General features: G+C 70.6%; 12 protein-coding genes. 8 read left to right on the top strand and 4 right to left on the bottom strand.

The genetic code is table 11. The features are described from left to right. Nucleotides 1-257: 257 nt before the first annotated feature. The 6 genes from I6A60_RS12390 to I6A60_RS12415 all read left to right on the top strand — a co-directional run bounded on the left by I6A60_RS12390 (nt 258) and on the right by I6A60_RS12415 (nt 6,539). A complete protein-coding gene (locus I6A60_RS12390) occupies nt 258-1,601 on the top strand; it encodes an ABC transporter substrate-binding protein (RefSeq protein ID WP_203018001.1) in 1,344 nt (447 codons plus the stop codon). Nucleotides 1,602-1,757: 156 nt separating this feature from the next. Further along, nucleotides 1,758-2,933, top strand: coding sequence for an acyl-CoA dehydrogenase family protein (locus tag I6A60_RS12395; RefSeq protein WP_203017999.1), 1,176 nt, complete (start codon nt 1,758-1,760; stop codon nt 2,931-2,933). A gap of 124 nt (nt 2,934-3,057) precedes the next feature. Further along, the gene (locus tag I6A60_RS12400) at nt 3,058-3,516 is read left to right on the top strand and encodes a Zn-ribbon domain-containing OB-fold protein (RefSeq protein WP_203017990.1); all 459 of its coding nucleotides are present in this window, start codon (nt 3,058-3,060) and stop codon (nt 3,514-3,516) included. Further along, nucleotides 3,513-4,682, top strand: coding sequence for a lipid-transfer protein (locus I6A60_RS12405; protein WP_203017988.1), 1,170 nt, complete (start codon nt 3,513-3,515; stop codon nt 4,680-4,682). Before I6A60_RS12400 ends, I6A60_RS12405 begins: the two co-directional genes overlap by 4 nt. 83 nt (nt 4,683-4,765) lie before the next feature. Further along, on the top strand, nt 4,766-5,428 hold the full coding sequence (locus tag I6A60_RS12410; RefSeq protein ID WP_203017986.1) for a TetR/AcrR family transcriptional regulator: 663 nt from the start codon (nt 4,766-4,768) through the stop codon (nt 5,426-5,428). Between the two features lie 208 nt (nt 5,429-5,636). Further along, nucleotides 5,637-6,539, top strand: a complete 903-nt coding sequence (locus I6A60_RS12415; RefSeq protein ID WP_203017984.1) for a crotonase/enoyl-CoA hydratase family protein — start codon at nt 5,637-5,639, stop codon at nt 6,537-6,539. Nucleotides 6,540-6,591: 52 nt separating this feature from the next. Here the strand turns inward: I6A60_RS12415 and I6A60_RS12420 are convergent, their stop codons facing one another. The 3 genes from I6A60_RS12420 to I6A60_RS12430 all read right to left on the bottom strand — a co-directional run bounded on the left by I6A60_RS12420 (nt 6,592) and on the right by I6A60_RS12430 (nt 8,559). Next, complete coding sequence (locus I6A60_RS12420; protein ID WP_203042265.1) at nt 6,592-7,017, bottom strand: VOC family protein; 426 nt, start codon at nt 7,015-7,017, stop codon at nt 6,592-6,594. Nucleotides 7,018-7,108: 91 nt separating this feature from the next. Beyond that, the gene (locus tag I6A60_RS12425; RefSeq protein ID WP_203017967.1) at nt 7,109-7,867 is read right to left on the bottom strand and encodes an SDR family NAD(P)-dependent oxidoreductase; all 759 of its coding nucleotides are present in this window, start codon (nt 7,865-7,867) and stop codon (nt 7,109-7,111) included. Further along, entirely contained in the window at nt 7,864-8,559 is a 696-nt protein-coding gene (locus tag I6A60_RS12430) for a hypothetical protein (RefSeq protein WP_203017965.1), read from the bottom strand. Before I6A60_RS12430 ends, I6A60_RS12425 begins: the two co-directional genes overlap by 4 nt. A 266-nt stretch (nt 8,560-8,825) precedes the next feature. Here I6A60_RS12430 and I6A60_RS12435 point away from each other — a divergent pair, with 266 nt between their 5' ends. Both I6A60_RS12435 and I6A60_RS12440 read left to right on the top strand, forming a co-directional pair. Continuing rightward, complete coding sequence (locus tag I6A60_RS12435) at nt 8,826-10,046, top strand: acyl-CoA dehydrogenase family protein (RefSeq protein WP_203017963.1); 1,221 nt, start codon at nt 8,826-8,828, stop codon at nt 10,044-10,046. A gap of 81 nt (nt 10,047-10,127) precedes the next feature. Continuing rightward, entirely contained in the window at nt 10,128-11,381 is a 1,254-nt protein-coding gene (locus I6A60_RS12440) for an ABC transporter substrate-binding protein (RefSeq protein ID WP_203017956.1), read from the top strand. Nucleotides 11,382-11,479: 98 nt separating this feature from the next. On the opposite strand, the gene I6A60_RS12445 is transcribed toward I6A60_RS12440, so the two are convergent. Continuing rightward, nucleotides 11,480-12,010: a hypothetical protein gene (locus tag I6A60_RS12445; RefSeq protein WP_203017955.1), complete on the bottom strand. Its 531-nt coding sequence runs from the start codon at nt 12,008-12,010 to the stop codon at nt 11,480-11,482. Nucleotides 12,011-12,044 lie beyond the last annotated feature (34 nt).

A 12,044-nucleotide genomic window follows, 5' to 3' on the forward strand; every position in this document is an offset into this window, starting at 1 on the left:
GCCGCCCCCCCCCCCCGCCCCCCCCCGGGGGGCCCCCGCCCCGCCCCCCGCGGCCCCCCACCCGCCGCCACGCGGCCGCACAGCTGACCTGGGCCCGGGAGCCTGCCGTCCATCCGACCGGCGGGTGACCCGAGCCATGCCCATTGATAGTTTCTACTATGTGGCGACTACCATAGAGCGAACGTTGATCTCGCCCTAGCGGCCGCCAGTCGAGAAACCATCCGGCCTCCTTTGGTCGGCAAGAAGAGGAGACAGCTATGCGGCGACCTCACCGGGTTGCTTTAGTTGTGACGGTGGCCTGCGCCGTAGGCCTCGCCGGTTGCGGCGGCAGTAGTGGCGGCGGGAGCGCCGCCCCGGTCACGGTGGACCCGGCGCTGACCAAGCTGGGGCCGGATCACGGCTGGAACCAGACCAACGTCACCGCCGACGCCGCCTCGCTCAAATGCAACACGGCCGCCTCGGACCCGAACCGCGGCATCACCGCGACCTCCATCAAGATCGGCGGGCTGGTCTCTGTTACCAGCCCCGCCGGCGCCGCGATGGGTGACACGACGGCCGGCGCCGAGGCACGCTTCGGGCGCGCCAACGCGGACGGCGGCGTGAACGGCCGCAAGATCGATCTTCTGGACGTGCGCGACGACGGCAGCGACCCAGCCCGCGACGCCGACCAGGCCAAGGCGATCGTCGAGAAGGACAAGCCCTTCGCGTCGCTCGTGGCGACCACGGACGGGAACTACATCGACTCGTTCTGCTCGGGCGAGATGCCTTTCTTCGGCTGGGGCAACAACACCGGCTTCTGCGGCAACGTGATCGGCTTCGGCATCACCGGCTGCCAGACGCCGGCGACCGGCAGCCCGCGCGCCGTCGACACCACCGGCGGCCTGCTGGTGGGCAAGTCCGTCCCCGCCGGAGCCGCCAAGACCATCGCGCTCATCGGGCTCGACAACGACGCGGCCCGCCAGGGACTCGTCACCGTACGGCAGAGCTTCGACATCGCCGGGTTCAAGACGGTCTACAACAAGAGCCCGATCCCGGTCTCCGGCCTGACCGATCCGACCTCGATCGTCAGCGAGGTCATGACCGCCGACGCGGGCAAGCCGCCGGCCGTCGTCTTCTTCATCTCCCAGTTCAATGACGCCATCAAGCTCACCGGCGCGCTCAAGGCGGCCGGCTACAAGGGCACGATCGTCTCGCCGATCTACGACCCGCGCGTCAGTGGCCTCAAGGAGTTCGACGACACCTACGCGCTGCTGCAGTGGCAGGGCGGCTTCAACACCGACATCCCCGCCGTCGCCCAGATGGTCGCCGACTTCAAGAAGTACTCCCCCGACGCCGCGCTCAGCCTGACCGCGGTGGCCGGTTACTGGGCCGCCGACATGCTGGTCACCGGCCTGCAGAAGGCCGGGAAGGACCTCACGGTCGACTCCTTCCTGAAGACGCTCAACAACAACTACTCCAACTACGTCCCCGGAGCGCTGCCGGAGACCCGCTGGCCGGTCAACCACGTCGCCCCCGCGCCGTGCGAGACGGTCGCGCACCTGACGAACGGCACGTGGTCCGCCGGCCCGCTGCAGTGCGGCGCCATCGCCCGGACCAACTGACCGGACGATCCTGGCCGGCCTGGCGACCAACCCCCGCCGGACCGGCCAGGCATCAGGCCGCCACAGCGGTCGCCCCCACCACATAGCAAGTGCTACGTTCCGCACGCCCACGGATTCCGCGGGGTCTTCGGAACATCGCTAGCGAGGAGAGTCGACGTGCGGCGAGAGCTCTTCGGGCCCGACCACGAGGCGCTGCGGGAGACCGCCAGGACGTTCGTCGAGCGCGAGGTCGTTCCCCACCAGGACACCTGGCTGGAGAAGGGCCTGGTGGACCGGTCGGCCTGGCTCGCGGCCGGCGCCCAGGGGCTCCTGGGTATCGCCGCGCCGGCCGAGTACGGCGGCGCCGGCGAGCACGACTACCGGTACCGGCTGGTGCTCGTCGAGGAGCTGGCCCGGGTGGGCGCGGCGTCCTTCAACGCCGGCACCTCCGCGCAGGACGACCTCGTCGTCCCCTACCTGCGGGACCTCGGCACCGCAGAGCAGCAGGCGGCCTGGCTGCCGCGGCTGTGCACCGGCGAGGCGATCGGCGCGCTGGCGATGACCGAGCCGGGCGCGGGCAGCGACCTGCAGGGCATCCGGACCAGCGCCGTTCGCGACGGCGAGGGCTGGCGGCTGTCGGGCAGCAAGACGTTCATCACCAACGGCATCCTGGCCGACGTCGTCATCGTCTTCGCCCGGACCGAACCCGAGGCCGGCTCGCGCGGGTACAGCCTGTTCCTGGTCGAGAGCGCGGCGGACGGCTTCCGGCGCGGCCGCAAGCTGGAGAAGCTCGGCCTGCGCGGCAACGACACCGCCGAGCTGTTCTTCGACGACATCGTGCTGCCCTCGACGGCCCTGCTCGGCACCGAGGGGCGCGGCCTGGCTCACCTGATGGAACGGCTGCCACTGGAGCGGCTGTCGATCGGGGCCACGTCCTACGCGTTCGCCCGCGCCGCCTACGACTGGACCGTCGAGTACTGCTTCGGGCGCCGCGCCTTCGGCCAGCCGATCGGCGACTTCCAGAACACCCGGTTCACCCTGGCCGAGATCGCCACCGAGCTGGATGTCGCGCAGGCCTACCACGACCGCGCCGTCCTGGCCCTGGGCGACGGCTCACTGACGGCGGTCGACGCCGCCAAGGCCAAGTGGTGGCTGACCGACCTGCAGAACCGGGTCGTCGACCGGTGCGTGCAGCTGCACGGCGGCTACGGCTTCATGTGGGAGTACCCGATCACCCGCGCCTACGCCGACGCCCGGATCCAGCCGATCTTCGGCGGCACCAACGAGATCATGAAAGAGATCATCGGCCGCGACATCGCCCGAGGCGCCAATGCGGGCGGCGCGACGGCGTAGCACGACCGCCCGCACGGCCGGCCGCCGGAAGACCGCAGGTGGCCCTCCCGGCGGCCGGAGGCGGCCAGCCTCCGGCCGCCGGCTCCGTTTGCGGCGCGTCAGGTCCGCCGATAGCATCTACTATGTGGCGGACACCATAACCCCGGTCGACGCGACCGTGCACCCTGTGCCAGCGGTCACCGCGGACAACGAGTTCTTCTGGACGGCCGCCAGCGAGGGCCGGCTGGTAGCCCAGCGCTGCACGGGCTGCGGCCTGCTGCGCCACCCGCCGGCCGTCGCCTGCCCGGCCTGTCACTGCCTCGACCACGAGGTCGTGGAGCTCAGCGGGCGCGGCGAGGTGTACAGCTACGCGCTGCTGCATCATCCCCGCAGCCCGCGGTTCCAGTACCCGGTGGCGGCCGTGCTGGTCGATCTGGAGGAAGGCGTCCGGGTGGTCTCGAACCTCGTGGACGTCGACCCGGCCGCCGTCCGCGTCGGCCTTCCGGTCGAGGTCGCCTTCGAGCCGACGGACGACGACGACCTCGCGGTCCCGGTCTTCCGCCCCCGGGCCGGCGTGGCACCAACGAAGGGAGTCGCCCGATGAGCGGCGGCGGGTTGGGCGGACGGACCGCGATCGTCGGCATCGGGTCGACCGAGTTCTCGCAGGACGCCGGGCGCAGCGAGACACGGCTCGCGACCGAGGCGATCCTCGCCGCGCTGGCCGACGCCGGGCTGTCGACCGATGACGTCGACGGCCTGGTCAGCTACACGATCGACCCGGTCGAGGAGACCGAGCTGGTTCGCGCGCTCGGGATCCCGGAGATCGGCTGGTCGAGCCGGGTCCCGTATGGCGGGGCCGGCTCGCAGGGCGTGCTCCTGCATGCCGCGGCCGCGGTCGCCTCCGGCGCCGCCGACGTCGTGGTCGCCTACCGGGCGGTGCGGGCCCGGTCGGGAGCACGGCGGTTCGGGGCGGCGAAGGCCGGCGGAGCGACGTCGTCGCACTCCGGCACGACCGCGGGACAGTGGTGCGCCCCCTTCGGCGTCCTCACCCCGGCGTCCTGGATGTCGCTGAACGCCACCCGCTACATGCACGCCTTCGACGTCACCAACGAGGACTTCGGGCGGGCGGTGGTCGGCCTGCGGGCCTACGCGGCCACCAACCCGGCCGCGCGCTTCTTCGGCCGGCCGATCACCCTGGACGACCACCAGGCGTCACGGTGGATCGCCGAGCCGGCGATCCGGCTGTTCGACTGCTGCCAGGAGACGGACGGCGCGATCGCCCTGGTCATCACGTCGCGCGACCGCGCGCGGGACACCCCGGCCCCGGTGACCATCGCCGCGGCGGCCGGCGCGGCGCTCGCCGGCCAGGAGGTCGCCACCGACCACTACTCCCCCGACCTGTCGGCGATGGCCGGATCGGCGGCGCTCGCCCGCCGGCTGTTCGACCGGACCGGCATCGACCGCTCCGACCTCGATCTCCTGATGATCTACGACGCGTTCACCCCGGTCCTGTTCATGCAGCTCGAAGGCCTCGGCTTCTGCGCGCCCGGCGAGGCGAAGGACCTCGTCGCCTCTGGCGTGTTCGCGCCCGGCGGGTCGCTGCCCCTGAACACCAACGGAGGCCTGATCGGCGAGGGCTACATCCACGGGCTCAACCTCGCCACCGAGGCGGTCCGCCAGCTGCGCGGCACGGCCGCCAACCAGCTCGACCGCGTCGAGCTCGCCCTCGTCAGCGCCAGCCGTACCGGCGTCGTGCTCGCCAGCGCGTGACGAGTGACCCACCCTTCGCTCCGGCCAGGAACGTCCCAGCATGCGAGGATCTACTTGCAGAGGGAAAGTCCGGGAGGAGAACAGTGACGGAGACGGCCGAGAACGGGACGTCCTACGCTCCGCGTGACCGCTCACGGTCGCGTCGGCAGCCGAAGGACCAGGCCGGGCGGACCCAGATCGTCGACGCCGCCGTCGCCTGCATCCTCGAGCTCGGCTTCTACCGCGCGAGCAGCAACGAGATCGCCCGGCGCGCGCACCTGAGCTGGGGCGCGATCCAGTACCACTTCGGCACCCGCGAGGCCCTGATGCTCGCCGCGGTCGAGGAGATCAACCGCCGCTTCATCGCCTCGCTCGCGCAGTGTCACGTCGAGGGCGAGACGCTCACCGAGCGCGTCGAGTCCCTCTACGACCTGCTCGCCCAGCACTACGGCGCCTCGTCCTACCTGGCCAGCATGCAGATCATGCTGAACTTCCAGCACGACCCGAACACGTCGCCCGCTGCCAACGAGGCGCTCCACGCGCAGCACCAGCGGGTCGGCGACGAGATCCGCCGCCTGCTCACCGAGACGTTCGGCCCGGACATCGACCACGCCCAGCGCACCGCGATGTTCCACGCGATCCGCGGCTACGCCATCAGCACCCAGCTGCGCGACCTCGTCGCGGCCGACCTGGCCGGCCCGCTCCAGCCCGAAGCCCGCAAGTTCTTCCTCGCCGGGCTCGTCGCCGGCGCGGAACCGACCAGCTGACCAGCTTCACGGGCGCCGTGGCGCTTTCGGCGCACGCTCCAGTGACGGGCAGCGAGTCCGCCGGCGGTTGTGCCATTTCCCCGACCCAATTGGCGATCATCACGCCCTTGTCACAGGCCACAAGCGCGTCGACACGAACACGGCACCGCGATCGATCATCGCATCGACGCGGACGTTCGCGCGCGGACCGGGAACAGGAGAAGCAGGCGTGACTTCCTTCGAGCAGATTCGCCTCGACAGCGCGGATGGCATCGCCACGATCACGCTGAACCGGCCGGAGGCGCTCAACGCGTTCACGGACACGATGGAGGCCGAGCTCGTCGCCGCCTACGACCTCGTGGACGCCGACGACGCCGTCCGGGCGGTCATCCTGACCGGCGCCGGGCGGGCGTTCTGCGCCGGCATGGACCTCAGCGACGGTGGGGCCGTCTTCGACGCCTGGACGTCGAGTGGCTCCCCGTCCGACGGTGCGCCGTCGCCTGCCCGGGAACTGCGCCGCGATGGCGGTGGCCGGGTGGCGCTGCGCATGTACGAGTCCCGAAAGCCGATCATCGCCGCGATCAACGGGCCCGCCGTCGGGGTGGGCATCACGATGACCCTGGCCGCCGACTTCCGCCTGGCGGTGCCGGCGGCGAAGATCGGTTTTGTCTTCTCGCGTCGCGGCCTCGTTCCCGAGTCCTGCTCCAGCTGGTTCCTGCCACGCCTGGTCGGGCTGCAGACGGCGCTCGACTGGATGTACAGCGGGAGGATCTTCACCTCCGAGGAGGCGCTCGACGCGGGGCTGCTGCGCGGTCTCCACGAGCGTGCCGACCTTCTCCCGGCCGCGCGTGCGCTGGCCGTCTCGCTCACGGCGGAGTCCGCGCCCGTGTCGGTGGCGCTGACCCGCCAGCTGCTGTGGCGGATGCTCGGCGAGAACCATCCGATGCGCGCGCACGAGGTCGAGACCCTCGGCATCAACGTTCGCGGGGTGAGCGAGGACGCGCGTGAGGGCATCAGCGCGTTCCTCGACAAGCGGGCGGCGGTTTTCCCGCAGGACGTGTCGACGCAGACGCCGGACCTGTTCGGTGACCTGCCCGCTCCGGCCTATCGGGAGCCGCGATCGCCACGGTGACTGGCCCGCCTCGGCTGCCCGCCCCGCTCTGGCGGGCAGCCGGGCGCGGCGGTCAGGGGAAGCGGCGCATCAGGGTCACGTTGAACCCGAACCACTGTGCCGGGTCGAGGATGAGCTGGTGGACGGCCGCGGACTGCTCGTCGGCGTTGCCCTTGCGGCTGTCGTACTCGTAGACGATGTTGTAGTCGTGCTCCGCGAGCCAGGCGCGGGTCTCGTCGATGTCGGCGATCTGCCAGACCAGGGGGCCGATCTGGCCCGGCCCTCGTTCCAGCTTCGCGGCGAAGCTGCCCTTTCCGTCGACGGGAGCCACCAGCTCGATGAAGCCGTCGAAGGCGGTCGCCGACAGCACCGGCATGCCCTGAATCGGGTGCGGCTTCGGCAGGCCCAGCCCGAAGACCTCGTTGAACTGCTCGACGGCCTTCTCGATCTCGTCCTCGCGGACGACGAGCTCGACCCGATTGAATCCTAAGTGGTCCACTTTTCCTCCTGCATATAGGAAATGAATGCGGGCTGGGTGTGTCCGGTCGTGCTTTCAAAAGAAGACGGGCCGCGTCGCCAGGGGTGTCGGGTCACCACGACACGCCGCGCGCACCGCCGCCGTTGACGGTCAGGACCTGGCCGCTGACATACCCGGAGTCGTCCGAGGCGAGGAACGCGACCACGTCGGCGACGTCCTCGGGCAGGCACACCCGGCCCGCGGCGGACGCGGCGCCGAACTTGTTGATCATCTCGTCGTCGAAGATCCCGCGGATGCCCTCGGTCAGGACGAAGCCGGGCGCCACCACGTTGCTGCGAATGCCGGCCTGGCCGAAGTTGGCTGCCGTGTACAGGGACAAGGTCTCCACCGCGGCCTTCGCCGTGCCATAGGCGACCCGGGTCGCTGTCGCGGCATGGGCCGCGCCCGAGCTGGTGGTGATGATCGAGCCGCCCCCGGTCTTCACCATCACGGGAATGGCATGGCGGCACCCGTAGACAGCCGCCATCACCACCACGTCGAAGGTCGACCGCCACAGCGAGTCGGGGGTGCGGACCGTGTCGGTGTCCTCGGCCGACGAGCTGACGGCGTTGTTGTGCAGGACGTCGAGCCGGCCGAACCGCTCGACCGCCGTGTCGACTAGGGCCGCGACGGCGGCCTCGTCGGTGACGTCGGCCTGGCGCGCCACGACCGCGTCGCCGAGCTGCTCGGCCACGGCTGCCACGGCGTCGGCGTCGATGTCCGAGGCGACCACCGACGCGCCGTCGGCGGCGAGGCGGCGCACGGTGGCGGCGCCGATGCCGCGACCAGCCCCGGTCACGATCGCGACCTTGCCCGCGAGCCTGGCGGTCATCGCTTCGCGCCGCTGTAGTTGACGATGATCGACCGGGGGTCGGCCGGGTCGACGAAACCGAACCCGGTCATCCAGAGCTGCCCGTTCTGGTGCCAGGTGAGGTCGAGGCCAGGCCCTCGCTCCGTGATGGTCCAGGCGAACGGCCCCCAGGTCGTCCCGCCGTACCCGTCGTAGGTGATGGCGTACGTCCCAGGGAACCCGTCCCTGGCGTCACCGATCGCCCGGCCACGCAGCGCCTCGTGCTGCCCGGATGTGGCCGACATGATCGAGCAGTAGTAGGCGTCGATCGTGTACGGGTCGCGGATGGTGTACCGCACGATTCCCGTCGGCGCCGCGTCGCCGGTCCAGCAGCTGAGGAGGACCGTCGAGGGCGACGCCTCGTCGCGCAGTCCCATGCCGCGCCACACCGTTCCGTCGACCTTCGCCTCGACGTCGACCAGGGCTGTGCCCCGGGTGCTGACGTCGAGCTCGATGGCGAGCTCTGTGCCGTCCGGCAGCTGTGCGGCCGCCTGGTGGTGCCCGGCCGTGTCCAGGCCGCCCGTGGAGAAGCTGAGCAGCGCCGTCTGGGTGGCCGCTTCGGAGTCGGCCTGACCAGGCAGCAGGTAGGTCACGGTGACTCGTTCCGGTGCCGCCGCGTCCCAGGAGCAGGTCGCCACCGCGAGCGCGGCCGACCCGGCGTCGTCGTCGGTCATCTGGTTCCGCCCGTCCTGAATGGTGTTCGGGGTCGTCGGTACGCCGGCCCACCGAGGTGACCGCGGATGCGGCCGGTCGGTGGGAAGCCTGGCGCGGACCCTTGCGGGATGAGGTTCCAGCACTGTAGTACTCGCTATGTGGCGCACGCCATGCCTTCGGCGTGTTGTCAGGACCAGGGCCCACCGGGAGCCAACCAGCGTCTCGGACCGCGCCACGCACTGAGCGTTGGGACACGCGGCCGTCGAGGAACCGAGGAGGAACGGGAGTGGACTTCGCGCCGAGCCCGAAGGCCGCCGAGTACATCGCACGGCTGACGGAGTTCATGGAGGAGCACGTCTATCCGGCTGAGCCGAGCTACGAGGCGTACCGGCGGGAACGCGGGTGGGCCGACAACACCGTTCCGCCGGTGGTCGAGGAGCTCAAGGCCGAGGCTCGCCGGCGCGGGCTGTGGAACCTTTTCCTGCCTGACGCGGATGACCCCGCCCACGGCCTGTCGGTCACCGACTACGCGCAGCTCGCGGAGATCACCGGCCGCAGTCTCGACCTCGCGCCGGAGGCGTTGAACTGCTCCGCGCCGGACACCGGCAACATGGAGGTCCTGCACCTGTTCGGCACCGCCGAACAGAAGGAGACGTGGCTGCGCCCGCTGCTCGACGGGCGCATTCGCTCCGCCTTCGCCATGACCGAGCCCGACGTCGCCTCCTCCGACGCGACCAACATCCAGACGTCGATCCGCCGCGACGGTGACGAGTACGTCATCAACGGCCGGAAATGGTGGATCAGCGGTGTCGCCGATCCCCGCTGCGAAGTCATGATCGTGATGGGCCGCACCGACCCCGAAGCTCCGACGCATCGGCAGCAGTCGCAGGTCCTGGTGCCGCTCGACACGCCAGGCGTGGAGATCGTCCGGCCGCTGCCGGTGTTCGGGTACTGGGACCAGCACGGGCACTGCGAGATCACGTTCACCGACGTCCGGGTACCGGTCCGCAACCTGATCGCGGGCGAGGGCGACGGCTTCGTCATCGCGCAGGCTCGGCTCGGCCCCGGCCGGATCCACCACTGCATGCGCTGCATCGGGGTCGCCGAGCGGGCGCTGGAGCTGGCGTGCCGGCGGGCCAGCACACGGGTGGCGTTCGGGATGACGCTGGCCGAGCAGGGGGTCGTGCAGCAGCAGATCGCTGAGTCGCGGATGGAGATCGAACAGGCCAGGCTGCTGACCCTGAAAGCGGCCTGGCTGATCGACAACGGCGGCGTGAAGGGCGCCAGGACCGAGATCGCGGCCATCAAGGTGATCGCCCCGCGGATCGCGCTCGCCGTGCTCGACCGCGCGATCCAGATCCACGGTGGTGGCGGCGTCTCCGACGACTTCCCGCTCGCCTCGCTGTACGCCCACACCCGGACGCTGCGCCTCGCCGACGGGCCCGACGAGGTGCACGTCCGCACCGTCGCGCGCCAGGAACTGCGTCCCTACCTCAGCCGCGTCTGACCCCCGCACCAGCCGGCTCCTGCCTGCCGGCCACCAGACCGTGACTACTTCAGCTTCACCTTCACCTGAGGACGGAACTTCATGGCATTTGGACTGGGGAGGAAGGCCAGCGTCGTCGGTCGCGTCGGCGCGGCCACGTTGTTATGCCTGGTCGCGGGTTGTGCCGGGACGAGCGCCGACGCAGGACAAGCGGGCTCATGTGACTCGCCCGGCGTCAGTGCCGACGCCATAAAGGTCGGGTTGGTCTACCCGGACACGGGGGCCCTGGCGGCAGCGTTCGCGACGGCCCGCGGCGGTTTCGAGGCACGCATCGACCTGGCGAACGAGCAGGGTGGTGTCCACGGGCGTCGGGTCGAGGTCGTCTGGGGCGACGACGCGGGCGCCCTCAGCGGCAACCTCGCCGTCGCCCAGGACCTCGTGCAGAAGTCCGGGGTCTTCGCCCTGGCGGAGCTCACCACGGTCGCGTCGGGCTCCGCTCCCTACCTCGCGAACGCCGGTGTCCCGGTGGTCGGACTGGCGACCGAGCCGTCCTGGAGCCAGTACGACAACATGTTCTCGACGTCGTACGACGTCTCGGACCAGAAATCCATCTCCACCTACGGCGATTTCATCGCGGCGCGTGGTGGCAAGAAGGTGGCCATCGTCGAGGACCAGGGCTCGCCCGCGACCCGTGCCGCCACCAACACCCTGATAACCAGCCTGACCGCGGCGGGCATACAGGTAGTAGCTCGTATCCCTTACACGGCGGGTGTCACCTCCGCCGTACAGACTGCTTCGAAGATCGGGGCTAGCCGGGCGGACGTGCTGATCGGCGAGCTCGGTGCCGACAGCATCAGCGAGATCGTGGCCGCGACCCACCAGGCCGGTCTCCGCCTCAAGGTCGTGCTTTCGGGCTCGGTGTACGACAAGACGCTGCTCGCGCGCTACGGAGCCGACCTCGCGGGCATGACGGCCTACATCACCCACCTGCCGTTCGAGTCGAACGCACCGGCCGTGACCACGTTCCGCTCGGCGGTGCGGCGCTTCTCCCCGGAGATCGACGACCCGGACCAGAGCGTGGTGCTCGGTTCCTACGGGCAGGCGGACCTGCTGCTGCGCGGGCTGGAGGTCGCCGGCGCGTGCCCGACCCGCCAGGCGTTCATCACCAACCTGCGGTCCGTACACGACTTCAACGCCGCGGGATTCCTCCCGGGCGGTGTTGACCTGAGCACCAACCGGGGCTCCCCGACGGTGTGCCTGGCCTTCCTCACGGTCAACGCGCAGGGGACGGCGTTCGAGATAGACCGGGCCCCGGACGGCAAGGAACAGTGGTGCGGCACCCGGATCGGCACCTGACCGACCGCGGCCCGCGCGCCCCGGGCGGCGGCGGGTACGCCGGAATCTGCGCGGCCACCCTGCCCGAGATCGGCTACTCGGCCATGGGGGTTTTGCCGTCAATCCGTGACGTCAGGGCCTGGGTGCCGGTTGGGTAGCGTCGGCGGGGGCGAGAGATTGGGCAGCGAGGGCGGACGGTCGGGCGCCTCATCCGTGTTGTGCCCGCCGTAGTAGTACCTCACGGGACCGTCGCTGGCTATCAGCGGAGTCTCGCCGGCCGGAGTAGCGGCCTGTAGGACACGCCCGCGTCGCCCGACTCGGCCTGAATCGATGGCGAAGCTGCCGATGATGGTCACGCCGTCCTGCTCATAGACCGGGATCAGGTTTGGTTGTCCGGCCGCTTCCCGTTCGGCGAGGTTCATGTTCCATGCAGACAGCTCGGACGGGGGTAGATGGGCGCCGGTCGCGGCGTCGACTTCGGTCCGCCTGATGTAGCCGCTCTTCCAGTCCGTGGTCCACGCGGAGATCAGGTCTGGCCGGTTGCCCGGGAACAGGGCGGCCAGATCCGAGCCGTAGGTCTCTCCGGCCGCGTTGGACGGCCAGAGCGTCACGTGGCCGGGACGAGCCTGTTCGGACGGACGAGGGGGCACGGGCGGACCTGACTCGTTGTCGGGCATGCAACCT

The sequence above is a fragment of the Frankia sp. AgB1.9 genome (assembly GCF_016786355.1).
Taxonomy (GTDB): Bacteria; Actinomycetota; Actinomycetes; order Frankiales; family Frankiaceae; genus Pseudofrankia.